Source organism: Cohnella rhizosphaerae, from assembly GCF_029525575.1.
Classification (GTDB): Bacteria; Bacillota; Bacilli; order Paenibacillales; family Paenibacillaceae; genus Cohnella; species Cohnella rhizosphaerae.
The window spans coordinates 1,437,147-1,461,507 of record NZ_JAPDIA010000008.1 but is presented as its reverse complement, the minus strand read 5'-3'; the positions used below and the strand labels follow the sequence as shown (position 1 = coordinate 1,461,507).

24 protein-coding genes and 4 pseudogenes are annotated in these 24,361 nt (G+C 59.1%); 25 read left to right on the top strand and 3 right to left on the bottom strand.

The annotated features are described in order from the left end of the window. The 14 genes and pseudogenes from ribH to OMP40_RS30390 all read left to right on the top strand — a co-directional run bounded on the left by ribH (position 1) and on the right by OMP40_RS30390 (position 12,693). Positions 1-471 carry a 6,7-dimethyl-8-ribityllumazine synthase gene (gene ribH / locus OMP40_RS30455; protein WP_217592710.1) on the top strand — a complete coding sequence of 157 codons (471 nt, stop codon included), beginning with the start codon at positions 1-3 and terminating at the stop codon, positions 469-471. A 97-nt stretch (positions 472-568) separates the two neighbouring features. Further along, positions 569-1,381: a segregation and condensation protein A gene (locus tag OMP40_RS30450; protein WP_277536931.1), complete on the top strand. Its 813-nt coding sequence runs from the start codon at positions 569-571 to the stop codon at positions 1,379-1,381. Continuing rightward, positions 1,350-2,083: pseudogene (scpB, locus tag OMP40_RS30445) on the top strand (SMC-Scp complex subunit ScpB). The gene OMP40_RS30450 and the pseudogene scpB overlap by 32 nt, the downstream one beginning before the upstream one ends. 65 nt (positions 2,084-2,148) lie before the next feature. Beyond that, positions 2,149-2,850: a DUF2953 domain-containing protein gene (locus tag OMP40_RS30440; protein ID WP_277536929.1), complete on the top strand. Its 702-nt coding sequence runs from the start codon at positions 2,149-2,151 to the stop codon at positions 2,848-2,850. 139 nt (positions 2,851-2,989) lie between these two features. Beyond that, positions 2,990-3,478 carry a GerW family sporulation protein gene (ytfJ, locus tag OMP40_RS30435; RefSeq protein WP_277536927.1) on the top strand — a complete coding sequence of 163 codons (489 nt, stop codon included), beginning with the start codon at positions 2,990-2,992 and terminating at the stop codon, positions 3,476-3,478. Positions 3,479-3,778: 300 nt separating this feature from the next. Next, positions 3,779-4,794 (top strand): annotated as a pseudogene (locus tag OMP40_RS30430) (D-alanyl-D-alanine carboxypeptidase family protein). A 29-nt stretch (positions 4,795-4,823) separates the two neighbouring features. Beyond that, positions 4,824-5,477 (top strand): nucleoside recognition domain-containing protein, encoded by a 654-nt coding sequence (locus tag OMP40_RS30425; RefSeq protein WP_277536925.1) that lies wholly within the window; start codon positions 4,824-4,826, stop codon positions 5,475-5,477. A gap of 42 nt (positions 5,478-5,519) precedes the next feature. Further along, positions 5,520-6,119 carry a spore maturation protein gene (locus tag OMP40_RS30420; protein WP_277536922.1) on the top strand — a complete coding sequence of 200 codons (600 nt, stop codon included), beginning with the start codon at positions 5,520-5,522 and terminating at the stop codon, positions 6,117-6,119. A gap of 12 nt (positions 6,120-6,131) precedes the next feature. Further along, the gene (locus OMP40_RS30415; RefSeq protein WP_277536920.1) at positions 6,132-6,872 is read left to right on the top strand and encodes a pseudouridine synthase; all 741 of its coding nucleotides are present in this window, start codon (positions 6,132-6,134) and stop codon (positions 6,870-6,872) included. 132 nt (positions 6,873-7,004) lie between these two features. Continuing rightward, on the top strand, positions 7,005-7,535 hold the full coding sequence (locus OMP40_RS30410) for a redoxin domain-containing protein (RefSeq protein ID WP_277536918.1): 531 nt from the start codon (positions 7,005-7,007) through the stop codon (positions 7,533-7,535). Positions 7,536-7,559: 24 nt separating this feature from the next. After that, complete coding sequence (gene resB / locus OMP40_RS30405; protein ID WP_277536916.1) at positions 7,560-9,239, top strand: cytochrome c biogenesis protein ResB; 1,680 nt, start codon at positions 7,560-7,562, stop codon at positions 9,237-9,239. Further along, the gene (ccsA, locus tag OMP40_RS30400; protein WP_277536914.1) at positions 9,236-10,495 is read left to right on the top strand and encodes a cytochrome c biogenesis protein CcsA; all 1,260 of its coding nucleotides are present in this window, start codon (positions 9,236-9,238) and stop codon (positions 10,493-10,495) included. Before resB ends, ccsA begins: the two co-directional genes overlap by 4 nt. Positions 10,496-10,544: 49 nt before the next feature. Then, the gene (locus OMP40_RS30395; protein ID WP_277538132.1) at positions 10,545-11,261 is read left to right on the top strand and encodes a response regulator transcription factor; all 717 of its coding nucleotides are present in this window, start codon (positions 10,545-10,547) and stop codon (positions 11,259-11,261) included. Between the two features lie 237 nt (positions 11,262-11,498). Then, positions 11,499-12,693: pseudogene (locus OMP40_RS30390) on the top strand (sensor histidine kinase). A 559-nt stretch (positions 12,694-13,252) separates the two neighbouring features. Here the strand turns inward: OMP40_RS30390 and serA are convergent. After that, a pseudogene (gene serA, locus OMP40_RS30380) lies at positions 13,253-14,846 on the bottom strand (phosphoglycerate dehydrogenase). A 183-nt stretch (positions 14,847-15,029) separates the two neighbouring features. Then, complete coding sequence (locus OMP40_RS30375; RefSeq protein ID WP_277536910.1) at positions 15,030-15,953, bottom strand: hypothetical protein; 924 nt, start codon at positions 15,951-15,953, stop codon at positions 15,030-15,032. A 94-nt stretch (positions 15,954-16,047) separates the two neighbouring features. Here OMP40_RS30375 and OMP40_RS30370 point away from each other — a divergent pair, with 94 nt between their 5' ends. Together OMP40_RS30370 and OMP40_RS30365 are read left to right on the top strand one after the other, a co-directional pair. Next, positions 16,048-16,644, top strand: a complete 597-nt coding sequence (locus OMP40_RS30370) for a CPBP family intramembrane glutamic endopeptidase (RefSeq protein WP_277536908.1) — start codon at positions 16,048-16,050, stop codon at positions 16,642-16,644. Then, complete coding sequence (locus OMP40_RS30365; protein ID WP_277536906.1) at positions 16,644-16,949, top strand: hypothetical protein; 306 nt, start codon at positions 16,644-16,646, stop codon at positions 16,947-16,949. The genes OMP40_RS30370 and OMP40_RS30365 overlap by 1 nt, the downstream gene beginning before the upstream one ends. A 93-nt stretch (positions 16,950-17,042) precedes the next feature. Here the strand turns inward: OMP40_RS30365 and OMP40_RS30360 are convergent, their stop codons facing one another. Next, positions 17,043-17,675, bottom strand: coding sequence for a polysaccharide deacetylase family protein (locus tag OMP40_RS30360; RefSeq protein WP_338131273.1), 633 nt, complete (start codon positions 17,673-17,675; stop codon positions 17,043-17,045). Here OMP40_RS30360 and OMP40_RS40645 point away from each other — a divergent pair. The 9 genes from OMP40_RS40645 to OMP40_RS30320 all read left to right on the top strand — a co-directional run bounded on the left by OMP40_RS40645 (position 17,668) and on the right by OMP40_RS30320 (position 24,324). Beyond that, complete coding sequence (locus tag OMP40_RS40645; protein WP_338131272.1) at positions 17,668-17,949, top strand: hypothetical protein; 282 nt, start codon at positions 17,668-17,670, stop codon at positions 17,947-17,949. The two genes, OMP40_RS30360 and OMP40_RS40645, sit on opposite strands and share 8 nt — an antisense overlap. A gap of 154 nt (positions 17,950-18,103) precedes the next feature. Further along, on the top strand, positions 18,104-18,475 hold the full coding sequence (locus OMP40_RS30355) for a hypothetical protein (protein ID WP_277536903.1): 372 nt from the start codon (positions 18,104-18,106) through the stop codon (positions 18,473-18,475). 226 nt (positions 18,476-18,701) lie between these two features. Next, on the top strand, positions 18,702-19,304 hold the full coding sequence (locus OMP40_RS30350; RefSeq protein WP_277536901.1) for a genetic competence negative regulator: 603 nt from the start codon (positions 18,702-18,704) through the stop codon (positions 19,302-19,304). A 122-nt stretch (positions 19,305-19,426) separates the two neighbouring features. Further along, on the top strand, positions 19,427-20,116 hold the full coding sequence (gene prsW, locus OMP40_RS30345) for a glutamic-type intramembrane protease PrsW (protein WP_277536899.1): 690 nt from the start codon (positions 19,427-19,429) through the stop codon (positions 20,114-20,116). 279 nt (positions 20,117-20,395) lie between these two features. Then, positions 20,396-21,772 carry a germination protein YpeB gene (ypeB, locus tag OMP40_RS30340; protein ID WP_277536897.1) on the top strand — a complete coding sequence of 459 codons (1,377 nt, stop codon included), beginning with the start codon at positions 20,396-20,398 and terminating at the stop codon, positions 21,770-21,772. A 170-nt stretch (positions 21,773-21,942) separates the two neighbouring features. Then, complete coding sequence (locus OMP40_RS30335; RefSeq protein ID WP_277536895.1) at positions 21,943-22,599, top strand: flagellar brake protein; 657 nt, start codon at positions 21,943-21,945, stop codon at positions 22,597-22,599. A gap of 22 nt (positions 22,600-22,621) precedes the next feature. After that, positions 22,622-22,816: a hypothetical protein gene (locus OMP40_RS30330; protein WP_277536894.1), complete on the top strand. Its 195-nt coding sequence runs from the start codon at positions 22,622-22,624 to the stop codon at positions 22,814-22,816. 212 nt (positions 22,817-23,028) lie between these two features. Continuing rightward, the gene (gene cmk / locus OMP40_RS30325) at positions 23,029-23,733 is read left to right on the top strand and encodes a (d)CMP kinase (RefSeq protein ID WP_277536893.1); all 705 of its coding nucleotides are present in this window, start codon (positions 23,029-23,031) and stop codon (positions 23,731-23,733) included. Between the two features lie 3 nt (positions 23,734-23,736). Next, the gene (locus OMP40_RS30320; RefSeq protein ID WP_277536891.1) at positions 23,737-24,324 is read left to right on the top strand and encodes a lysophospholipid acyltransferase family protein; all 588 of its coding nucleotides are present in this window, start codon (positions 23,737-23,739) and stop codon (positions 24,322-24,324) included. The last annotated feature ends 37 nt before the right edge of the window (positions 24,325-24,361 follow it).

Here is a 24,361-nt window from a genome sequence, read left to right as displayed (position 1 = left end):
ATGGCATTCGTATATGAAGGCAATCTCATCTCCCAGGGGTTAAAATACGGCGTCGTCGTAGGGCGCTTCAACGAGTTTATCTCTTCCAAGCTGCTGAGCGGCGCGCTCGACGCGTTCAAGCGCCACGGCGCGGAGGATCACGAGGTCGAGGTCGCCTGGGTGCCGGGCGCATTCGAGATTCCGCTGATCGCGCAAAAAATGGCCGAGAGCGGGAAGTATGACGCGGTCATCACGCTCGGCGCCGTCATCCGCGGCTCGACGCCGCATTTCGATTATGTGTGCAACGAAGCCGCCAAGGGCGTCGCCGCGGTCGGACTGAAGACGGGCGTCCCGACGGTATTTGGCGTGCTGACCGTCGACAGCATCGAGCAAGCGATCGAACGCGCAGGCACCAAAGCGGGCAACAAGGGCTGGGAAGCGGCGGCGACGGCGATCGAAATGGCCAACCTGACCCGGGCGCTGCAAGGCTGATCGCTCGGTCCCGAAGGCCGGAAGCCGATGAAGGCGGCGTGGCGATACGCCGTCTTCGACGCTGTCCGGGGCATCGCTTGAACGCTGGGAAGGGTGATTGAACATCGGCACGACCGTGTTATACAAGCTTGAATCGTTCGAAGGCCCGCTCGATCTGCTGCTCCATCTGATCGACAAAGCGGAGATCGCCATCGAAGATATCTCGATCAGCGACATTACCGATCAATATATGTCCTATCTCGAGGCGATGACCGAGCTGGAGCTGGACGTGACGAGCGAATTTCTCGTGATGGCCGCCACGCTGCTGTCGATGAAAAGCAGGCAACTGCTGCCCAAGCCGCCGGTTACGGACGAGCCTTGGCTGACGGAATCCGACGACTTCGGCGAGGATCCGCGCGAGGAGCTCATCCGCAAGCTGATCGAATACCGCAAATACAAGGCGATCGCCGGCCAGCTGCGCGAGCACGAGCTCGAACGCAGCCTGGTTTTCACGCGCGAGCCTTACGACCTGTCGCCGTTCGAGCCTTCCGTGAAGCGCAATCCGGTCGAAGGGCTGCACGTCGACGATTTGGTCCGCGCGTTTCGCAAGGCGCTGAGGCGGGCGGCCGGCAGAAACCGGATATCGGCCATTCAACGGGACGAGATCTCCGTGAAGGATCGAATCCGCGACATCATGTCGGTGCTCAAATCGCGCGGCGAAGCCGGACAAGCGAAGGTGATGTTTTCCCAGCTCATCGGCGATTCGCCGGTGCGCGAGGAGATCGTAGCCACGTTTTTGGCTGTGCTGGAGCTTATGAAGCGTCGCTGGGTCAGCTGCCACCAGAGCGGACTGTTCGACGAGATCGTGCTGACGTGGACGGGAAGGGAGGCCGACGACGATGGATTATTCGACCTTGAAATCGGTACTTGAAGGGCTGCTGTTCGTCGCGGGAGAAGACGGGCTCACGAAAAAACGATCGCGGAAATCGTCGAGGTGGACGGCGACGTCGTCACCGACATCGTCAAAGATCTTCAGAAAGATCTTACCCGGCGCAAACGCGGCATACGCATCGCGGAAATCGCGGGCACGTACCGGCTCACGACCGCGCCCGAGCATACGGCTTACTTCGAAAAGCTCGCCTATTCGCCGGCGCGCACGCCGCTCTCGCAGGCGGCGCTCGAGACGCTGTCCATCGTCGCTTACCGCCAACCGATCACGCGCGTCGAGATCGAAGAGATCCGGGGCGTCAAGGCCGAGAGACCCCTGCAGACGCTGGTCGCCAAAGATTTGATCGAAGAGGTCGGCCGCGCGGAGCAGATCGGCCGTCCGATCCTGTACGGCACGACCAAAGCGTTTCTCGACTACTTCGGCTTGTCGGGCATCGAAGATCTGCCCGATCCCGTCGTCTCGGCCGATGCGGACGAAGACATGGAGGAGCGCACGCGGATGCTGTTCGAGCGCATCGAAGGCCGACAGTTGTCGCTCGACGACCTGGATCGCGCGCTGCTTGAAGGATTGCCGTCCGACGAAGACGACGAAGCGCCGACGGCGGATCGAATCCGCGCGGACGAAGACGATGAGGAAGCGCGTACGACGGCGCCTGCGCCGAAGTCCGACGACTGGGAATTCTAAACGTACGATGCGCATGATCCCATGCGCCAAGGCCATACTATCCCCATGCGAAAGGCGGGGAGCGTATGGTTTTTTGGTATTGGGCCGCGGCGGCATGTCTCCTGTCCGCCGTCGTCGCCGCATGCTCGTCCTTCGTCCGCTTCCGGATCAGGTATTCCCGCAGCGGCAAGCTGGACCAGCTCATCGTGATCGTGCACGCCCTGTTCGGACTGTTCCGGATTCACGTCGAAGTCCCAACGATCCAAATTTCGAAAACCGGACTGTCCTATCATGTGAAGGAGCAGACGGAAGCGACGGGCGCGGGGCAAACGGCTCCCAAGACGGGGAAGCGGCTGATCAATCTGAGAGGCTTGCAAAGACTAAGGCTCGCCGTGAGGGAAATGCTCGTCTCCGTGCGGGAGCTGAAGGGCTGGATGTTCGACGGGCTTCGGAAAATCGAATGCACGCGCTATCGGATGGATATCCGGATCGGGACGGGAGACGCGGCATCGACCGCGGTAGCGACGGGGCTCTGCTGGACGTTCATGGGCATCGCGACCGGCGCGCTGGACCGCTTCTTCCGGCTGAAAACGCGTCCGCACGGCCAGGTGAAGCCCGTTTACGCCGGCGTCGAATTGTCTGTCGTCTGGGAAGCGGATTTTCGCATACGGGCTGGTGCCGTTCTCGCGCACGCGCTGAGGCTGCTGCCGCGTCTGCATTACGGTTCCGCGCTTCGCAAAGCATACCGGGATTGGCGTTCGGTGCCGACGCAAGCGACCCGGACGTAGTGGAACGCTGCATGGTTTGGACGCGAAACCAGGTTTCCGGATTACATATTCCGCGCCGGCGAAGGTTAACCTATAGCTGGCGGAAGGCTTCATTTATCCGAATGCCGCGCAGCATAACGCATAGGAGGCGAGCAAGCGCATGTCCGAACATCCGATTCAGGGCTTGATGCAGACCGCAATGGAAAACATCAAGGAAATGGTCGACGTCAACACGATCGTCGGCGAGCCCGTTCAGACGCCGGACGGAAGCGTCATCCTGCCGATCAGCAAAGTCGGCTTCGGATTCGCGGCCGGCGGCTCCGAATTTCAGGGCATGGACGAGCAAGGCAAGCGCAAGCAAGGTCAAAATCAGCAGGAAGGCGGCCACAACGCAAGCGTGCAAATGCCGTTCGGCGGCGGCAGCGGGGGCGGCGTATCGATCAGTCCGATCGCGTTTCTCGTCGTCGGCGCGCAAGGCGTCAAGGTCGTGCCGCTTGACAATCAGACGCATCTGTTCGAACGGCTGATCGATGCCGCGCCGACATGGGTCGACAAGCTGCAGCGCATGTTCCGCGGCGAAAAGGACGAGCTGATCGAGGATCGCCGCATCGCACCGATGCCGACCGATCCCGATCGCAACTCGCACTGAGCCCCCTGCGCGCGCGCAAGCGGCGAAAATGAGCGCAAGGCTTGCCCGAACCGGGCGTCCGCCTTGCGCTTCTTTCTATGCGAACAAGCATTGGGGCGGCCGCATAAGCGCGGACATGCCCGCATACAATGGAGAGACGGTTGGCAGACAAGCAAGCCCGCAGGGAGGAAACCGTTGATGCAAGCTCAAACGAAAATTCGCGGCCGCTCGCGCCTCAGGACGATCGCGACCGTGGCGACAGCCGCGCTGACTTTGTTCCTAACGCCGAATCTGTCGACGGCAGCCGCTTCATTGGCAGCGATGAACGGCGCGCTGCCATCGCCTGCCGTGCCGGCGCAGTCGGAGCCCGGCAAGCCCGCGACCCATGCGAAGGCTGCCGCGCTGATCGACGTGACGAGCGGCCGGCTGCTCTACAGCAGCCGCGGCGACGAGCCGATGCTGATCGCGAGCACGACCAAGATCATGACCGCGATCATCGCGATCGAGCGCGGCGATCTGGACGGCATCGTGACGGTCAGCAGCCGGGCGGCGGGCAAGGAAGGTTCGTCGATCTATTTGAAGGTCGGCGAAAAAATGAAGCTGAAGGACATGCTGTACGGGCTTATGCTGCGTTCGGGCAACGACGCCGCGACGGCGATCGCCGAGCATGTCGGCGGCTCGCAGGACGGCTTCGTGTTTTTAATGAATGCCAAAGCCGAGGAGATCGGCATGACGAACAGCCGCTTCGCCAATCCGAGCGGACTGGATCAAAAAAGGCCATTACGCCAGCGCGAACGATATGGCGAAGCTCGCGGCCTACGCGCTGCACGACCCGACCTTCAGGGAGATCGTCGGCACGAAGGTGAAGACGGCGCCGAATCCAGGCGAGGATTGGGATTATAAATGGGTCAACAAAAATAAAATGCTTCAATTATACGAAGGCGCTGACGGCGTCAAGACGGGTTATACGAAGCAGGCGCTGCGAACGCTCGTCAGCTCCGCGACGCGGGGCGGCAGGCAGCTGGCGGCCGTGACGCTGAACGACGGGAACGACTGGAACGACCATGCCAAGCTGCTCGACTACGGCTTTGCCGCGTACCGGACGGAGCAACTGGTCGCCAAGGGCGACGCGGTGCTCGATTATCCGTTCGCAGCCGCATCGACGCTGTGTTATCCGTTCGCGGCAGGCGAGCGGGAAAAGGTCGATCGGCGCGTCGATCTGTATGGCCCCGATACGACCGATTACAAGCTCGGCTACCGGGGGAAGGCTGACGTATCGGTTAAACGGAGCGCCGATCGGCGCCGTCGAGCTGCTGCCGCTTACGCCGTCGCCGTAAGCGACAACCCTCATGAAGGAGGCGGTCTTATGGTCAACTGGATCTGGCTCGGGATGATCGGGCTCAGCGTCCTCTTCGGCGCTGTCAACGGCCGCGTCCAGCAGGTGACCGAAGCCGCTTTTTCAGGCGCGCAGACGGGCGTCACCGTATGCTTCGGCTTGATCAGCATTCTCGTATTCTGGATGGGACTGATGAAAATCGCCGAAGCTTCCGGCATCGTGCGGCGCTTGTCGCTGCTGATGGCGCCCGTCGTACGTTGGTTGTTCCCCGACGTGCCGAAGGATCATCCCGCGCTCGGCTACATATTGTCCAACATGAGCGCCAACCTGCTCGGGCTCGGCAATGCCGCCACCCCGATGGGCATCCGCGCCATGCAGGAGCTCCAGAAGCTCAATTCGAATCCGGCGGTGGCGACGCCGGCGATGTGCACGCTGCTGGCGCTCAACACGGCGAGCATCACGATCGTGCCGACGACGCTGATCGCGATCCGCATGAACTTCGGCTCGGCGCACCCTGCCGATATCATCGGACCGACGTTGCTCGCGACGGCCATCTCGACCGGAGCCGCCATCTTAGCCGATCGCTGGTACCGCCGCCGTGAAAAGCGCGGGGCGCCGCCGGTGCAACCGCCGTCGACAGCGGCGCCGGGCCGTCATGCGGCCGGGCCGCCGGCATCGTTTTAGCGCGTCAAGTTTCCAGATTCGAGGGAGAAAGGAGCGTTCGCTATGGTTGCCGCCTTGCACGCGCTCTCCGCCTGGGCGATCCCCATGTTTATCGTCCTGATCCCGCTCGTCGCCGCATTCCGCAAGGTGCCTGTGTACGAAACGTTCGTCGACGGCGCCAAGGACGGCTTCCAGACGGCCGTCGCCATCATTCCCCACCTCGTCGGCATGATGACCGCCATCAGCATGTTTCGCGCCTCCGGCGCGATGGATTTGCTGATCGGCTGGATCGCCCCTTTGTTCAGTTCGCTCGGCATCCCCGCCGAAGTGCTTCCGCTCGGGCTGCTTCGTCCGATTACGGGCGCGGGCTCGCTCGCTTTTGCGACCGACCTCATCAAAACCTACGGTCCGGACTCTTTGATCGGCCGGATCGCTTCCGTCGTCCAGGGCAGCACCGACACGACGCTGTACGTCGTAACGGTGTACTTCGGCGCCGTCGGCATCCGCAACGCCCGGTACGCGCTCAAGGTCGGCCTGTTTTCCGACGCGGTCGGCTTTTTCGCGGCCGTGTTCGCATGCTGGCTCCTTTTTTTAACGCGCCCTCCTTCAGGATTCTCCGCCCAAGTTGTGCAATTCCCGCCATCGGAGTATGATGGGGGGTGAGGTGAACCATCAGTGGAAGAACGATTGCAGAAAATACTCGCGAACGCAGGCGTCGCATCCAGACGCAAATGCGAGGAGCTCATCGCGGCCGGCAAGGTGACGGTTAACGGCGAAGTGGTCAAGGCGCTCGGCGTCAAGGCCGATCCGGTCAAGGACGCGATCGCGGTGAACGGAAAAAAGATCAAATCCGAGAGCAAGCTTTACTTGCTGTTCAATAAGCCCAAAGGCGTCATCACGAGCATGCACGACGAAAAGGGCCGCACGGTCGTGACCGACTTTCTTAAAGGGGTCAAGGAACGCGTCTACCCCGTCGGCAGGCTCGACTACGATACCGAGGGTCTGCTGTTGCTAACGAACGACGGCGAACTCGCCAACCTGCTCACCCATCCGAGACATCACGTGGCGAAGACGTACCTGGCGACCGTCGAGCGGGTGCCGCACGGCGACGCGCTGGACAAGCTCCAGAAGGGGATCAAGCTTGAGGACGGCATGACGGCGCCTGCCGAGATCGAATATCACGACGTCGATCCGGAAAGCAACCAAGCGACGATCTCGATCACGATCCGCGAAGGGCGCAACCGCCAGGTGAGGCGGATGTTCGAGGCGATCCATCATCCGGTCATCCGGCTGAAGCGGGTATCGTTCGGCGGACTCACGCTGGACAACCTGCAGCGCGGCAAATACCGCAAGCTGTCGGAGGCCGAGGTCCAGTCGCTGCGCGACGCCGCGAAAAAAGCGGAACGCGGAGGGTAAGGCGGCACTTCAAGCGCGGGACACAAACATGTCATCGCGTGTCACACAATGTTCAAAACCGGAGCTCCGGGCGCCTGCCTGCGAATCCGGTATTTTCGCTATAATGGAACAAAAGACGCCGGTGGTGACAAAGTGAAGCGTTATCGCAAACCGATTCAATACATCATCCTGGCCGTCGTGCTGCTTGTCGGCGGATACGCGATCGGCCAGTCATTTCTGACGCCCAATAAAGCGCTTAAACCCGGAAGCGCTGCGCCCGCGTTCGATTTGCTCGGCCTCGACGGCCAGACGCACAGTCTCGAATCGTACCGGGGCAAGCCGCTCGTGGTCAACTTCTGGGGCACGTTCTGCCCGCCGTGCCGCAATGAGATGCCGGCGCTTCAAGCCCAGTACGACAAATGGAAGGCGCAGGGCGTCCAGCTGGTCGGCATCAATCTGAGCGAGGACCGCGTCAGCGTCGGCAGCTTCCTCAGGTCTTACGATATCGATTTTCCCGTTCTGCTCGACAAAAACAAAAAGACCGAACGCAAATACGGCCTGAAGCAGTATCCGACCACTTTTTTTATTTCGGCCGACGGCAAGATTCAGGATATCGTCATCGGCGGTCCGATGAGCGAGGAGACGATCGAATCCCGCATCGCGCTGCTGCTCGGCAAGGATTAGGGCTCTGACAGGAGGCAGCAAGAGTTGATACAGAATACCAAATGCGAGTGCGGTCACCAGAATCCGACGGGGACCGTGCTCTGCGAATCCTGCGGCAAGCCGCTGGTGGACGACCTTCCGCTGGATTCGCCGCTGGAGATGCGCTACGACGGCGCGGCCAGGCGTTCGCAGAAGCAGAATCCGGACGTCATCGACCGCGTCTGGAACTTCTTTTCGTCGGTCAAGATCGCCATCTGGCTCATCATTCTCACCTTGGTCGGCGCGGCGATCGGCACGATTTACCCGCAAGAGAGCACTTTTATCAACCTCGACGATCCGGCCGCGTTTTACAAAGAAACGTATGGCACATGGGGCGCGATCTACCAGACGTTAGGCTTGTCCCGCACGTACGAATCCTGGTGGTTCATCGGCCTGCTCGTCATGATCGGCACATCGCTCGTCGTCTGCAGCCTGGACCGCGTGCTGCCGCTCTACAAGGCGCTGTCCAAACAGCAGGTTCGCAAGCATCTGACGTTCCTCTCCCGCCAGCAGACCGTGCTCGAGACCGATATTCCCGGAGACGCCGAAAAGTGGATCGCGGACTTCGGGGCACAGCTGAAGCGCAAGCGCTATCGCGTATGGACCGAGGGCACCGCGCTGCTCGCCGAGAAAAATCGGTTCAGCCGCTGGGGGCCTTACATCAACCACATCGGATTGATTCTTTTCCTGCTGGCGGTGCTCGGCCGAAGCGTACCGGCCTGGCATATGGATCAATACGTGAGCATCGACGAGCATCAGGTCAAGCAGATTCCCGGTACGAACTATTATGTCGGCAACGACAAATTCACCGTCGACTACTACAAGGACGAAGAGCTGCCCGAGCAATTGAAGGGAACGCTCCGCGCCAAGTTGTACCAGACGCAGGCGACGCTTTATGCGTGTACGCAATACTGCGACGACGACCCGCTGCACGATCCCGTGCTGGAGAAGGTCCAATCGCACGACATCGAAGTGAATTCGCCGCTCGAATACAAGGGACTGAAGCTGTACCAATACAACTTCGAGCAAAAGATCCGGCTCATCGAAGTCAAGCCGATGCTGCTCGATGCCCAGGGCGACCAATCCTACGGGCCGTTCGACCTGAAAATGAACGACCCCGCGGAAAAATCGCAGGCTGGTCCGTATACGCTGACGCTGAACGACGTCTATCCCGACTTCGGTCTCGACGAGGAAGGCCGTCCGATGACCAAGTCCCGAGACTTCAACAATCCCGCTTTCGTCTTTCGGATCACCGGCCCGGATCTCGACGAAAAGGGAGAGCTGTACATCTACTTCCCGATGCCGAGCGCGGCCGACAAAGGCGTTCAACAGCAGATCAACGACAGCTTTAAAAAGCTCGGGAGCAATACGGGCCGCTTCAATTTCGAGGTCGGCAAAATGGAAAACGTGACGTTTTCGCAGTATACGACTTTTCTGAACGTTCGGGTCGACCGGGCGATGCCATACGTATGGGTAGGAGCGGCGATCTCGATGATCGGCCTCGTGATGGGCTTCTACTGGCATCACAGGCGTATCTGGCTGCGCATCGACGAGGGCAAGCTCACGCTTGGCGCGCATACGAACAAAAATACGTACGGCATTCGAAGCGAAACGGCGTCGGCGCTCGCCAAATGCGGCATCGTCGTCGATCCGAAGGCGCTCGATAACAGGAGGAATTCACGTTGAACTGGCTTGATATCAGCAGCACCGCATTCCAGGCCGCCTTTTACCTTTACTGCGCGTCGTTCATTTGTTATGCGATCGCGGTGGGCGGCAAGCGCTGGAGCAACCGCAAGCCCGAGGACCACAATCGCCGCTGGGGCCGCTTTGGCTTCATTCTGGCGGTTGCCGGCTGGGCGTGCCACCTGACCTTCTTTTTTACGCGCTGGAAAGGCGGCGGCCATATCCCGACGAGCAATATGTACGAGTTCATGACGTTTCTGGCGATGGCCATCGTCTTCGCCTTCATCATCGTGCACCTGATCTACCGCAACAACCTGCTCGGCGCGTTCGCCATCCCGCTCGTCGTCATCATTATCGCGTATGCGGCCGTGTTCCCGTCGGAAGTGCAGCCGCTTATCCCAGCGCTCAATAACTACTGGCTGAAGATTCACGTGACGACGGCCGCTACGGGCGAAGCGTTCTTCGCGGTCGGCTTCGCCGCCGCGCTCGTGCAGCTGCTCCGCGTCATCGACTTCGCGCGTACCGACAAAGCGGGCCGCCGCGAGCAGAAATGGGTGGAGTTCGTCCTGTTTTTCATGGTGGTGATCATTGGCTTCCTCGTGTCCGTGTTCGCCTTCCGCGGCGGCGGCTATGAAGCCAAGTTCCAGCAGGAGAAAGTGAGCATCGACCAGCAAGGCGTCCAGCAAAGCGTCACGCAAACGGTCGAATACGGCCTGCCGCCGATCGTGGCGCCGTACAATAGCGAAAAGCTGTCCATGCAGCCTTACCTCGGCATCAAAGATCCGCTGTTCGAAGCGCCGTCGTGGATGAACGGCGTCAATGCGGGCCGCAAGCTGAATACCGTCATCTGGTCGCTGCTGTCGGGCGCGGTCCTGTACGGCCTCCTGCGGCTGATCGCGCGCAAGCCGATCGCCGCCGTCATCCATCCGCATCTGTCCGATATCGATCCGGAGGATCTCGACGAGATCAGTTACCGGGCGATCGCGATCGGGTTCCCGATATTTACGCTCGGCGCGCTCATCTTCGCCATGATCTGGGCGCAGATCGCCTGGTCGAGATTCTGGGGCTGGGATCCGAAGGAAGTATGGGCGCTTATCACCTGGCTGTTCTACAGCGCTTATCTGCATCTGCGGCTGTCGAGAGGCTGGCAGGGCACCCGATCCGCATGGCTTGCGGTCATCGGCTTTATCGTGGTGTTGTTCACGCTGATCGGCGTCAACCTCGTCATCGCGGGCCTGCATTCCTACGCCGGCGTTTAACCGTTATAATAAGACAAGCGGATTTTAGTGAAGAAAGGGGCCGAACCCTATCATGAACGCCGGCAATCGCATATTGGTCGTGGACGACGAGGAGCGCATCCGTCGCCTGCTGCGCATGTATTTGGAAAAAGAAGGCTATGTGATCGAGGAAGCCGAAGACGGAGAGACGGCGCTGAAGCTGGCGCTTCAGGAAGAATACGACTTGATCGTACTCGACTTGATGCTGCCCGGCATCGACGGCATGGAGGTTTGCGCGCGCTTGCGTCAATCCAAGGCGACGCCGGTCATCATGTTGACGGCCAAGGGCGAGGAAGTGAACCGCGTCCAGGGCTTTGAAGCAGGCGCAGACGATTACGTCGTCAAGCCGTTCAGCCCGCGCGAAGTGATCTTCCGCATCAAGGCGATTTTGCGGAGATCTTCCGCGACGGCATTTTTGTCCAAAGAGCTGAACACGAGCAACAACATCGTCTTCCCGCATCTGGTCATCGAGCATGACGCGCACCGCGTCACCGCAGGCGGACAGGAAGTGAACCTGACGCCGAAGGAGTACGAGCTGCTGCACTATTTGGCAAGCTCGCCGGATAAAGTGTTCTCCCGCGAAGATTTGCTTAAGGACGTCTGGAACTATGACTTCTTCGGAGATCTGCGTACGGTCGACACGCATGTCAAGCGGCTCCGCGAAAAGCTGAACCGCGTCTCGACCGAAGCCGCCGCGATGATCACGACCGTATGGGGCGTCGGCTACAAACTCGAGGTGGCGAAATAAGCGATGGCGATCTGGAGAACCGTAGTCGGCAAGCTGTGGCTGACGATCATCCTGCTGGTCGCCGTCGTCATCTCGACCGTCGGCCTCTTCCTTCTGAAGATCGTCGACGTGACGGTCAGCGCGGACTCGCTCGCCGAGATCAAGCATCTGTTCATTTATTCGGGCGCCGTAGGCTTCTTGCTTACGACGTTCTTCGCGTTTTTTTTGCTCACGAAAATCACGCAGCCGCTTCGGGAGATGAAGCAGGCCGCGAACCGGGTGGCGCAGGGCGAGTATTCGACGCGCCTCGTCGTGCGCTCGTGGGATGAGATCGGCGAGCTCGCCAACAGCTTCAATCAGATGGCCTCCGAGCTCAATACGCTCATTCGCGATATCCAACACGAGCGCGATCAGCTTGACGGCGTGCTGCGCAGCATGAGCGACGCGGTTCTGCTGTTCGACGCCAACGGCAGGGTCAAGCTGACCAATCCGGAGGGACAGCATCTGCTCGATATTTGGCGCGACCTGAAATGGGAAGACGATGGCGAGGCGAACGAGCGGGAGACCGTGCCGGATCCGCTGCGCGACATTTACGATACGCTTATCGCCAAAGGGACGACCCATACCGGCAAAATCCACGTGCAAAGCGGCGTATGGTCGGTCGTCATGACTCCGGTCGCATCCGGCGAAGGTAGCGCGGGCGGCGTAGTTGCGGTACTGCGCGACGTCACGGAGGAATTCAGAGTCGACAAGATGCGCAAAGACTTCGTGGCCAACGTGTCGCATGAGATCCGCACGCCGGTCGCGATGGTGCAGGGCTACAGCGAGGCGCTGCTCGACGATATCGCGCAGACGCCGGAGGAACGGCACGAATTGGTGCAGGTCATCCACGACGAGTCGCTGCGCATGGGCAGGCTGGTCAAGGATCTGCTCGACCTTGCCCGCCTGGAAGCGGGATATTTGGACATGACGATGCAGGAAGTCGACGTAAATGCGCTGCTGCAGCGCGTGCACCGGAAGTTTTCCGCGCTTGCGAAGGAACGGGGCATCGAACTGGTCCGGTCGGGCGAAGACAGCGGGCTGCTGCTGCGGCGCGCCGATCCCGACCGGTTGGAGCAGGTGCTGACGAATCTGCTCGACAATGCGCTGCGTCACACGTCGTCCGGCGCCTCCATTACGCTCGGCGCGTGCATGAAGACAAGCGACAAAGGCGTAAGGCAGATCGAGATCGTCGTCAAGGACGAAGGCGAAGGCATCCCGACAGAGGACCTCCCCCTACATCTTCGAGCGCTTCTACAAGGCCGACAAGGCGCGCAAACGCGATTCCAAGGTGGGAACGGGACTTGGCCTCGCGATCGTACGCAATCTCGTCGAGGCGCACGAAGGCGCCATACGCGTGTCCAGCGCGCTTGGCGAAGGAACCGAGTTTAAGCTGCTGCTGCCGGCAGGTTAAGAAAGAGGAAATCAAGAAAAACCAGTGAAAAGGCACGTCCTGACGGTCTTTTGCAGCAATCTCGTGTAAAATCTGCGGACGAGCCACTCTCCTCCGACTACCTGGCATGTACGACAAATCGCGACAAACGCTCAGGAGCGGTCCGGCTGAGCGGTTCGAGGGCACGACAACGCCGATCAAATAACGGTTGAAAAGCAGTTATTTCCCATGATCGCGACGTCCTTGGGCAAATAAGTGTTGAACACTTATTCCCTCGAAGTCGGGATCAGCGCGCCGATTAATTGCTTTTCAACTTTTCAACACTTGTCTCCAGCCTTTCAACCAAGTCAAAATCATATTCGTTGCGCTCTACCTCCAAAAGCAGCTCCGCGCATCTCATAAGTGTTGCTTTTATATGTTTTGAATCGTGAATCAAGGACCGTTTTCCGGTTTACGGAAAAAACGGTGCCTTACAAACGATATTTTCAAGGCGTATTCGCATAAGTGGTCGACCGAAAACAAAAGAGAAGACCGCCAAGCGAAAGCGCCTGGCGGTCTTCTCTTTTTGTCGTGAGAAGCTTTATATAAGCTGAATTTCCTTCGCCGAGTTGAGGTCGGGCAGTTCTTCCAGCTGGGACAGCACGTTCTTCGGAACCGCTTTGTCGACGCCGAGCACCATGATCGCGGCGCCGCCGACGATCTTGCGCCCGACCTGCATCGTCGCGATGTTGACGTCGTTCGTGCCGAGCAGCGTGCCGACGCGTCCGATGATACCCGGCTTGTCGTGGTGGGAGATCAGCAACAGGTGGCCCTGCGATTCGACGTCGACCGGATACTTGTCGATCTGCGTGATGCGCGGACCGAAGCCGTTAAGCAGGGCGCCGGCGGCGGAACGTTCTTCACGACCGGTCTTGAGCGTGACCGTCACCAGGTTGGTGAAGCCCTTGGCAGCCTGGGACTTGGTGGTAACGATGTTCACTTCGCGCATCTTGGCCAGGTGCATGGCATTGACCGCGTTCACCTGGTCCGAGCCGAGATGATGCGCAAGCACGCCTTGAACGACTTGGCGCGTCAGAGGCTGCGTATCCACGTCGGCCAGCTCGCCCGCATAGGACACGCTGATTTCCTTGACCGGACCTTCGGTAATTTGCGCCGCAAAGCTTCCGAGCTTTCGCGCGAGCGTGAAGAAGGGCTCAAGCTTCGCGAGCAGGTCGCCGGGTACAGGGGGGCATGTTGACGGCGTTTTTGTAAGGCTCGTTCCGCAAAATGTGCAGCAGCTGCTCGGAAACGTCGATCGCGACATTCTCCTGCGCTTCGACCGTCGAAGCGCCGAGATGGGGGGTGACGATCACCTTCGGATGCTTCAGGAACGGATGGTCGGCCGCGGGCGGCTCTTCCTCGAACACGTCGAAAGCGGCGCCGGCAACGCGTCCGGCATCGATCGCCTCGATCAGCGCCTGTTCGTCGATGATGCCGCCGCGCGCGCAGTTGACGATGCGAACGCCGGGCTTAATGACCTCGAACTGGGCTTTGCCGATCATATGGCGAGTTTCCGGCGTCAGCGGCGTGTGGACGGTGATGAAGTCGGCTCCGCGCACGACATCGTCGACGGTAGCCAGCGTCACGCCCAGCTTGTCTGCGCGTTCTTCGGTCAGGAACGGATCGTAGCCGAGCACCTTCATGCCGAACGCCTTGGCGCGGGCTGCGACCTCGCTGCCGATGCGGCCCATGCCGAGTACGCCAAGCGTCTTGTTGCGAAGCTCGACGCCGACGAACGACTTGCGGTCCCATTCGCCGCCGATCGTCTTGGCATAGGCTTGAGGAATGTGGCGGGCGAGCGCCATCATCATCGCGAACGTATGCTCGCAGGTCGTGATCGTATTGCCGTCCGGCGCGTTGATGACGACGATGCCGCGCTTCGTGGCGGCGTCCAGGTCGATATTGTCAACGCCGACGCCAGCGCGGCCGATGACCTTAAGCGATTTGCCGGCGGTCATGATCCGTTCGGTGACGCGCGTCTGGCTGCGCACGAGCAGCGCGTCGTATTCGCCGATGATGGCGACGAGTTCGTCTTCGGACAATCCGGTTTTCTTATCGATGGAAATGTCGCTTGCCTCGACGAGGAGCGAGATGCCGAGATCGCTGATCGGATCCGATACCAACACTTTAAACATAGTAATCCCCCCTGTACTACGAAGTGATGAATATATAGAAAACACCCTAAAACCCCCGCGGCCCTACCGGACCAACAGCGTTTTGAGGGTGATCTCGTAAAAGCGGCGATTCTTATTGTAAAGCAACGCGCCTTGAAAATGCAATGGAAAATGTGGAACAATCCGCGCCCGTTCGACGTAATATTACGTGTCCGAGGAGAAGAAGGGCAGGAGCGGCACGAGCTCCTTCGCGTAATACCTGGATTTAAGGGACAAATAGTCCCCGCTGCGAATCGCGTCCGTGCTGTTCAGCATATCTACGATCGAACGGATCGTTTTTTGCTTCATTTTGGCGGCCTGGCCCGAAATGATGAATTGATCGATCCTTGCGGTCAAATCCTGCGGGAGGTAATCGTACTCGGCCCGGTTCAGGAACATATACTGCGCGGACACCGAATTTTTGACCAGCAGCGGGAGCTTCGACCATTCCGAATTCGCCAGCACGTTCGGCAGCTCGTACGCGTCGGGCATGGACAGATTGACCGTGGAGCCCCATTTGAGCATCGAATCGTAATATTGGCTTTGCGCAAGCAGACCGAGCCGGACCGCTTCCGTAAAATACGCGTTTTTGGAGACGCGCGCGAGCGCCTCCGCCGCCGAGCCTTCGTTGGCTTGCGCCGCGAGCTGACCGAAGCTGCTCTCGTACAGCTTCAGGCTTTTCAAATAATTGTTCTGCGCGTTCATGAGGCCGGGCGTCAGGCTGGACACGGTCGTCACTTTGGACTCGTTGTACTTGCTCGCCGCCAGCTTCGCCAGCTCCTTCAGCGAAGAGGCGCGATCTACCGTATCGTCGGTCTGCCAGCGGATGCGGGCGGAGGACCACTCGGCCATCCATTCCCGATGCGGCTGAAATACGTTATGATAGAAGGATACGAGATCCTGCTGGGCATACGCTTTGGGAGATTCGGACGCTTTGGACGCCTGGGCGCCGGCCGGCTTCGCATACAGCGCTTCCGTGCGGTCGGTGCCGACTTTGACGCCGCTGAAGAAGGCGGCGATCGCGACGATCAGAAAAAACAAAAAGCCCAGGGCGAAGATCAGGTCCGTTCGTGAGAGACGTTTTTCCATTGCAGACTCCTCGTGTAGATCGACATGAATAGATTAAGTATAAGGAAATGATTAGCATCCGTACATAACAAAAATTTACATCAGACGAGGTAACATGCCTAAATTCGACATTAAAAACATTAAATTAAGAAAAGTGACCGTTGACGAGCTCAGCGACAAGATGCTGCTGGTCAATCTGTATGCTACGCAGGCGCTTACTTTCATTATCGGATTGGCTTGGGCGTTTTTACAGGGGCAGAATATATTGGAAACCTTCCGATTTCAAAGCTTGAGTTCGTTTGTGTACTGGGGGGCCGGGCTGGCCGCGCTCGTCGTCGCGTTCGACATCGGCATATCCAGATGGATTCCCGACGAAGCGAAGGACGACGGAGGCGTCAACGAACGAATCTTCCGCAACCGGCCGCTGTGGCATATCGCGCTCATATGCGCGGTCGTCAGCGTTTGCGAGGAATTGTTGTTCCGGGGAGCGATCCAGCACGCGATCGGTCCGTACTGGACGAGCATCATTTTCGCCGCGATACACGTCAGGTACCTTCGCCATTGGATTCCGACCGGCATGGTATTCGCCATCAGCTACGGCCTCGGATGGCTGATGTCGTACACGGGGACGATTTGGGCGCCCATTTTAACGCACTTTTTAGTCGATCTTACGATGGGGATCATTATAAGGTACCGGAGGGAAGAGGAGTAATGAGCGAGGAGCGTCTTCCGACAGCATGGGACAAATACTTAGAAGCCAAGCGACATGCGCTGTCGCCGGTCGAAAAGGAAGCCGCCGTCCAAGAGCCCGCGTCGATCGAGCAGCTTGAACTTGCGATCGCGGAAGCCGCGGCCGCTTCGGGATTGCCGGAGACAGGCATGCCTCCCCGGGCGATCGTTCATCCGTCGATCCGCAAAAGCTACAGCAAATGGTTTTACCGCTTGCTGCTCGTCCTTTTCTCGGCATTGGTCGGCTTTTTGCTCTGGTGGGGATACGAACATTATTCAACGGTTTGAACATCGAAACGACGTAAAATTCGAAACGACGCAAACATCGAAGCGACGCCTCCGAATTCGCGCGAGCGGATCCGTAAGCGTCGCTTCGTCGCGTTACGAGTTTGTCCGGATCGCCGAAGGATCGACGAACGTGTAGCCTTTGCCCTCCAGCGTGGTCAGCAGTCGATCGAGCGCGTCAGCCGTCCAGGACAGCTCGTGCATCAAAATGTTGCTGCCCGCATGGAGCTGTTCCGTTACGTTATCGATGATGGCTTTCGTTTTGTCTTTTATTTTCGTGCCGGACATCGTCCAATCCAGAGAACCGTTCGACCAGGTCATAAAGAGAAGGCCGTTGTCGGCCGCAATCTTATGTACATCGTCGTTCGCGGAGGCGTTGGGAGGCCGGAAAAAGACGGGGCGCTTGCCGATCGTCGATTCGACGATGTCCTGCGTTTTCCCGATCTGCGCTTTGATCGAAGCGGCATTCTCTTTGCCGAGCTGGATGTGATCGTACGAATGATTGCCGACCGTATGTCCGCGATCGTCGATTTCCTTAAGCAATTCGGGATGCGCCTTGACGCGATAGCCGTTGACGAAAAAAATGGCCTTGGCATGGTGCTTATCCAAAATGTCGAGAATCGGCTTCAGCGTTTTTTCGTCCTTGGGGCCGTCATCGAACGTGAGCAGCACGACCTTGGCCTCGTTCGCGGATTTGTCGATCGGAACGATATCGTAATTTTTGTTCATTTTGTACGTTTTGGATGCGGATGGCGGCGCGGTAGGCGACGTCGAAGGCGCAGGCGACGGGGACGGCGTCGGAGAAGCGGTTGCGGAAGGCGCAGCCGAAGACGAAGGCGCGGCGGGCGACGACGTGGACATGGCGGTAGGTGCGGCCGCGGAGGGAGACGACTGCTCGTTCCCGTTGCCGCCGCAGGCGGACAAAGCGACGGCCAGCACGCCGGCGGCGTACCAGCCCTTGGCGATATTAGGCATGTGCATGACTTCCTTTCTGCTGAGCTGAAGCTTTCATCGATTGTACCATACCCGTCGGCCCCGGCGTCCAATCTTCTTCCTGAATTTAAGCGGGATGACGAAGACGGCAGAAGCCAAACTAAGCGTGGATTCGCCGCACGCTTTTTTTGGCGGTCAAAAATACGTGAAGAGGAGGCGACAGCATGAAAATGTCTGCGTTCGTCATGGGCGGTATCGTGGGGGCGGCATTGACTGTCGCGATTCGCCGCAGCCCGAAATGGTCCGTCGCTGCCGGCATGCTCGGTCGCGAGCTCAAAAACCGCTCCTTCGGCATGAAAGAAGGCGCGCTGGGCAAAATGTTCGACATGCGTTTTAACGCCAATCATTCTGAACGCAGAGACGATTCGGATCGCGAAGGGTTCATGCAGCCGGCTTCCAAAAAAATCCGGCTCCGACAGTCTCGGGGAGCTCGCCGGCATCGTCGCGAAGGATCCGGGCGTCCGCGAAGACGTCAACGAGATTCTTGCGGAGAGCGGACAGCATCGCATCTGATCGGCCAGCGGCGTCGCGGCTAACTTCCTTTTCGGAAGGTGCCTGACGCCGTTTCTTTTTGCCCGTACCGGCCGTAAACGCGCAAAAAGTCGCGTCCGCGGTTCGTGCCATACTTAAAAATTGTGGGTTTTGGCTAGTGCAATTCGAGGGTAGAAGTGATAACATATGTTAAAGCACAAAATACACACGTATCGCCTGCCGCGTCATACGCTGTTAACACCCATCGTGTGCAGAAGGGAGGATCCTGTCATGAGGATGGAGCGGCTTAGCCAAGACAAGATTAGGATTTTCCTTACCTTTGACGATCTATCGGAACGCGGGATCCAGAAGGAAGACATGTGGCGGGAAATTCCGAAGGTACACGAGCTATTCAGCGAAATGATGGATCAGGCTTACAGCGAGCTTGGCTTCGACGCTTCCGGGCCGCTGGCGGTCGAGGTGTTCGCGATGCCCGCGCAAGGCATGGTCGTCATCGTCACGAGAGGCAAAATGGAGAGGGATTCCGAGGCGGGCGCCGAGGAAGAGCTCGACGAAGAAGTGTACGAAATGGAAGTCACGCTTGAACAAAGCGAAGCCATTATATATCGGTTCCGGGACATCGAAGACGCCATCGGCGCCGCCAAGATGCTGAAGTCCCAGATCACGGACGAAGGCCGGATGTACAAATATCAGAATCATTGGATTTTGTGCTTCGATCCTTCCTCCGGCGAAAACGCGAACGACAACGCGCTGATCGCGATTCTTGCGGAATACGGGGACGCGACTTCCGTCACGCCGGCCGTGCTTGAAGAATACGGTCAGCTGGTTATTCCGGCCCATGCCGTGCAAGTGCTGACGGAGCATTTCGCCTGAATCGGCGCTCTCAGACGGACATGCTGCATTAAAACGGCGATCGTTTTTAATGCGGCTGTCCTTTTTTTGCGCTTGCGACACCCTTATGAACGCCTATGCCCTATGAAAGGAGGGGATTCGCCGTGCTGATCTTCTCCGTGATGGCCGCGGCTATCGCGCCCGGTCTCGCCTTGCTCGCCTATTTCTACTGGAAGGACCGCTACGATACCGAGCCGCTGTCGATGGTATCCAAAATGTTCGTGACCGGCGCGCTCATCGTGCTCCCGATCATGATCGTGCAGCGCGGACTGCTGATCTGGTTCGGCGAATCGCCATTCGCCTTCTCGTTCGTCATATCGGCCGGCGTCGAGGAATTTTTCAAATGGTTCGTGTTATACCATATCGTCTTCAACCACACCGAGTTCGACGAGCCTTACGACGGCATCGTGTACGCAACGGCGGTGTCGCTGGGGTTCGCCACGATCGAGAACGTGTTGTACGCGTTCGCCGAGCCGGCCACGTTCGGATCGCTGCTCGTTCGCGCGCTGCTGCCTGTATCCGGACATGCGCTGTTCGGCGTCGTCATGGGTTATTTCATGGGCAAGGCGAAGTTTTCGACAGGCAAACAAGCCCGCTTGTTCCATTCGATGGCTTTCGTGCTGCCCGTCGGCTGGCATGGCATATACGATTTTCTGATGCAGTCGCTCCCCAAGACCTGGATGTGGATCATCGTGCCATTTATGCTCCTGCTATGGCTGCGCGGCATTCGCTACGTCCAAAACGCCAACGATGTGTCGCCTTTCAGGCTCGTGCATCGCGAAGAAGGCGGTTAAGGCGTCCGGATTGTGGCTATAATGGTTTCGAATAGAGGCGAGAGCGAGGGAAACCATTGAACGGCGCGCGCGTCAAAGTGACGATCAGGTGCAGGTCCTGCGGCGACAAGTTCGTATTAAGAGGCAAGCGCGAACGCGGGAAGGTCGATACAGGATTCAGACAGTGCGTCTGCGGCAACGCTGACCGGTTCGACATCGAAGAAACGCATGCATAAAGCCGGCTCCTCATACCCAAACTAACGGCAATCCGTAGTCTGGGAATGAAAGGGGCCGTTTTTCATGTACAAACGTTTGAGCGCAGTCATGTTTCCGCTTTGCGCGCTGCTGTTCGCAGGGGCCGTTTTTTGGGGATACCAGGAGCATCAGGAGAAAAACGCGGTGCTGATCAAGGCGGAAAACCAATACCAGCGCGCCTTCCACGATTTGACGAATCATATGGGGAGCTTGCAGGAGCAGCTCGGCAAGACGCTTGCGGTCAACAGCGCCTCCTATCGGATGCAGCGCAAGGGTCTGGTGAACGTCTGGCGGCTGACGAGCCAGGCGCAAAACGAAGTGAACCAGCTCCCTCTCGCGCTGTTGCCTTTCAATCAGGCGGAAAACTTTTTGGCCCGCATTTCCGATTTCGCTTACCGGACATCGGTCAGGGACTTGACGAAGGAGCCGCTGTCCGAGAAAGAAACGCAGACGATGCAGTCCCTTTACGCGAAAGCGGCCGACATTAACAAAGAGCTGGGCAAAGTCCAGGACGCGGTCCTGTCCGACCATTTAAGGTGGATGGACGTCGAAGTCGCGATCGCCAGCGCCGACCAGACGGCCGACAACTCGATTATCGACGGCTTCAAGACCGTAGACAAGAAGGTGTCCGCCTATCCGGAGAACGACTGGGGACCTTCGTCCGCCTCCCAGCATATTCAGCGCGCGCGCGCCAACGTCTCCGGACCGAGGATCACCGCGGAGGAAGCGCGCCGCAATGCGCTCGATTTTCTGGGCATCTCCGCGCAAGCCGCCGGCCGCCAGATCCACATCGCCGAAAACGGGGCCAAAACCGATCATCCGACGTATACGGCTACGGTCAGCGCGGACAAGGGCGCATCCAAGTCCGAGAAGTCGCGTATCGTCATGGACTTTACGGCCAAGGGCGGCAAGCTGCTCTGGTACATGAATCCGCGCGTCGTCAAAAGCCGGAGCCTGAGCGTGGGGGCCGCAAAAGAAAAAGCGATCGCGTTTTTGAAAGACAAGGGTTATCCCTCCATGACGCCGGTCACGTACGACGAATACGATCATGTCGCCGTCTTTACGTTCGTGGCCGAGCAAAACGGCGTATTGATCTACCCGGACAAAGTGACGGTGCGCATCGCGCTGGACAACGGAGAGGCCGTCGGTCTCCAGGCGGCCGATCATGTGTACCGCGAAGCCGGCATCGCCGTCGGCCAAGCGACCGTCGACGAAGCCAAAGCGAAGTCCGCGCTTCATCCGAAGCTTGAGGTGAGCGGCCATCGTCTGGCCGTCATCGAGAACGACGAGGACAAAGAGGTGCTGTGCCATGAATATACGGGCAAAATCAACGGCTCGCAATATCGCATATTCGTGAATGCCGGCACGGGCATCGAAGAGAAGGTGGAGCAGATTCCCGATTCGGCAAGAGCCATTTTGTAACCTCGTTGCCTGAACCGCCGGACCGGAATCCGGTCCGGCGGATTTCTATATTTTGACCGTCAAGCATCTGCCGCCGGACAAGCGATCGTGCTATAATGCAAAGGATAATGCGAACCGAGTGCGAAGTTCGCGTCATTCGGCATTATACAGCAGTCGCAAGGAGGTGCAGCGTGCTTCCCAAGATAGGTCAAATGCTCTACATTCAGCCCCATGCGGCGACGAACGACGGCGAGGCCCCCGGCATGCTCAGATCGCGCGTCACGGACGCGGACGACCGCTATTTGTATGTCGATATCCCGATGGACGAACAAACGCGCAGACTGCATCGTACCCAGCCCGGAGACGAGCTCAGGCTTACATACTTTACGTCCGAGGGCGTCAAGCACCAGTTCGTCGCCCATGTTCATTCGATTCGCCGCGAAGCCGTCAGCCAACTCGTCGTTCCGAAGCCTGACCCCGATCAAATTACGAGAGAACAGCGCAGAAGCTTCCTTCGGGTCGAGGCGCAGCTCGAGATCGCCGTCCGGCTCGGGGAGAAGCTGCGTTTTACGGCGCTTACGGACGATGTCGGCGGCGGCGGGGTGTCGTTCAGATGCGACCGCAAGTGGCCGATTACGCCGAACGTCAAAGCGAGCTGCTGGCTGCTGCTGAACTATAGATCCGGCGCGGTCTCGCATGCGCAGTTCGAAGCCGAGATCGTTCGGATCGTGCCCGTCGAACCGCATCACAACCTGGTCATGATGCGGTTCCAGGACATCCAGGATACCGATCAGCAGAAGATCATCCGTTACTGCTTCGAAAAGCAGCTCGAACGAAGGAAGGATTAAGCGAAAGCGGGGCGATGGCGCGATGAGCGGCAATAGACGCCGTCGGGAAACGGAGGCGGGGCAGGCGGCGGAACGCTTCGACGGATTCCTGCGCGCGGCGGTTCTCGTCGGCGCCGTCTTGCTCGTTGTCGCGCAGCTGCTCCTGCGCGTACCCGAGATCAGGGCGTGGATCGTCCCGGGCGAACGCGCCGAAGGAATACGCTACGAAGCCGGATAGACGCTTGTCCGTCCGGCTTGCTTTTTTTGCATCTGAATATAGGCTGTGGTATAATTTGTTCATTCGTGTGCAGGCGGTCGCCGGCTGGTTTTAAGCTTATGCAGGCGTTGCCGAACAGCTTCGTCTCCGCCTTGGCGCAGGCCGATGGACCTCCTGTCTTATCGACCGGATGCATCAACGTTTGTGCGCGCTAGGAGGCTTGTTGCGACTTCATGAATGAACGTTATCCGCACCGCATCAACATCGCGATCGACGGACCGGCCGGAGCGGGCAAGAGCACGGTCGCCAGGCTGGTCGCAAGTACGCTTCGATACGTATACGTGGACACCGGCGCCATGTACCGCGCCGTCACCTATGTCGCGATCGCTCGCGGCATTCGTCCGAACGACGAGGAAGGTCTTGCGTCGCTCGCGACGGGACTGGACATCTCGCTCCTTCCCGGCGAAGAAGGCCAGATCGTATTGGCGGACGGAGACGACGTCACAGGGCAGATCCGCACGCGAGAGGTCACGGCTTCCGTTTCTCTCGTTTCCGCGAATGCCGGCGTGCGGTCGCGCATGTCCGAGCTTCAGCGCCTGATGGCTGCCGCCAAAGGCGTCGTCATGGACGGCCGCGACATCGGGACTCACGTGCTTCCGGACGCCGAGCTCAAGGTGTTTTTGACCGCGTCTCCGAGGGAACGCGCGACGCGCAGGTTTTTGGAGCTCGGGGATAAGCCCGGCGTGACGCTCGATCAGCTCGAAGAAGAGATCGCATTGCGGGACCGGATGGACAGCGAGCGCGATATCGCGCCGTTGCGCCAAGCCCCGGACGCCTTGCTGATCGATTCGACGGGGCGTTCGATCGCCGAGATCGTGGACGAGATCGTATCGCTCGGCCTCGCGGCCGCGCAAACGGTCGGCGCAAGGGAGAATTGACCGATGCTTTACCGATTTGCGAGAATGCTGCTCAGAGTCCTGTTCAAGCTTCTATATCGCTTTGAAGCGATCGGCGCGGGTCGGATTCCCGCCGAGGGCGGCGTGATCCTGGCGAGCAACCATACGAGCCTCCTCGATCCGATCGCGCTCGGGATCGGCGTCGAACGCAAGGTTCACTATATGGCCAAGGCGGAACTGTTCAACATTCCCGGCTTCGGCGCGATGATCACGAACCTTGGCGCGTTTCCGGTCAAGCGCGGCGGCGTCAGCAAGGAGGCGATCCGTACGGCGATCGGCATTCTGCGCGAGGGCAAGGTGATGGGGATCTTCCCCGAAGGGACGCGCAAGGACGTCGGCCTCATGGGCAAGCGCGGCGCGATGAGCATGGCGCTTCGCGCGGGATCGGCCGTGGTGCCCGTTGCGCTTGTCGGCAGCTATCGTCCTTTTACTAAAATGAAGGCCGTGTACGGCGCGCCGCTCGATATGGAGAAGCTGGCGGGAGACGGTTCGCCGGAGGCGCAGGAAGCCGCCACCGAGCTGATGATGTCGAAGATCAAAGAAATGCTGGTCACTGGCAAGCCCGCGCAATAATTTAATTCTTCCGGCGCATACTACGGTCGTTCGTCCT

Coding starts and splice junctions, on each gene's coding strand:
- OMP40_RS30375 (WP_277536910.1), bottom strand. CDS start 15,953: ATGGAAAAACGTCTCTCACGAACGGACCTGATCTTCGCCCTGGGCTTT.
- ribH (WP_217592710.1), top strand. CDS start 1: ATGGCATTCGTATATGAAGGCAATCTCATCTCCCAGGGGTTAAAATAC.
- OMP40_RS30365 (WP_277536906.1), top strand. CDS start 16,644: ATGAGCGAGGAGCGTCTTCCGACAGCATGGGACAAATACTTAGAAGCC.
- OMP40_RS30355 (WP_277536903.1), top strand. CDS start 18,104: ATGAAAATGTCTGCGTTCGTCATGGGCGGTATCGTGGGGGCGGCATTG.
- OMP40_RS30420 (WP_277536922.1), top strand. CDS start 5,520: ATGGTTGCCGCCTTGCACGCGCTCTCCGCCTGGGCGATCCCCATGTTT.
- OMP40_RS30440 (WP_277536929.1), top strand. CDS start 2,149: ATGGTTTTTTGGTATTGGGCCGCGGCGGCATGTCTCCTGTCCGCCGTC.
- ypeB (WP_277536897.1), top strand. CDS start 20,396: ATGTACAAACGTTTGAGCGCAGTCATGTTTCCGCTTTGCGCGCTGCTG.
- OMP40_RS30350 (WP_277536901.1), top strand. CDS start 18,702: ATGAGGATGGAGCGGCTTAGCCAAGACAAGATTAGGATTTTCCTTACC.
- OMP40_RS30320 (WP_277536891.1), top strand. CDS start 23,737: ATGCTTTACCGATTTGCGAGAATGCTGCTCAGAGTCCTGTTCAAGCTT.
- OMP40_RS30330 (WP_277536894.1), top strand. CDS start 22,622: ATGAGCGGCAATAGACGCCGTCGGGAAACGGAGGCGGGGCAGGCGGCG.
- OMP40_RS30360 (WP_338131273.1), bottom strand. CDS start 17,675: ATGAACAAAAATTACGATATCGTTCCGATCGACAAATCCGCGAACGAG.
- cmk (WP_277536893.1), top strand. CDS start 23,029: ATGAATGAACGTTATCCGCACCGCATCAACATCGCGATCGACGGACCG.
- ytfJ (WP_277536927.1), top strand. CDS start 2,990: ATGTCCGAACATCCGATTCAGGGCTTGATGCAGACCGCAATGGAAAAC.
- OMP40_RS30370 (WP_277536908.1), top strand. CDS start 16,048: ATGCCTAAATTCGACATTAAAAACATTAAATTAAGAAAAGTGACCGTT.
- OMP40_RS30425 (WP_277536925.1), top strand. CDS start 4,824: ATGGTCAACTGGATCTGGCTCGGGATGATCGGGCTCAGCGTCCTCTTC.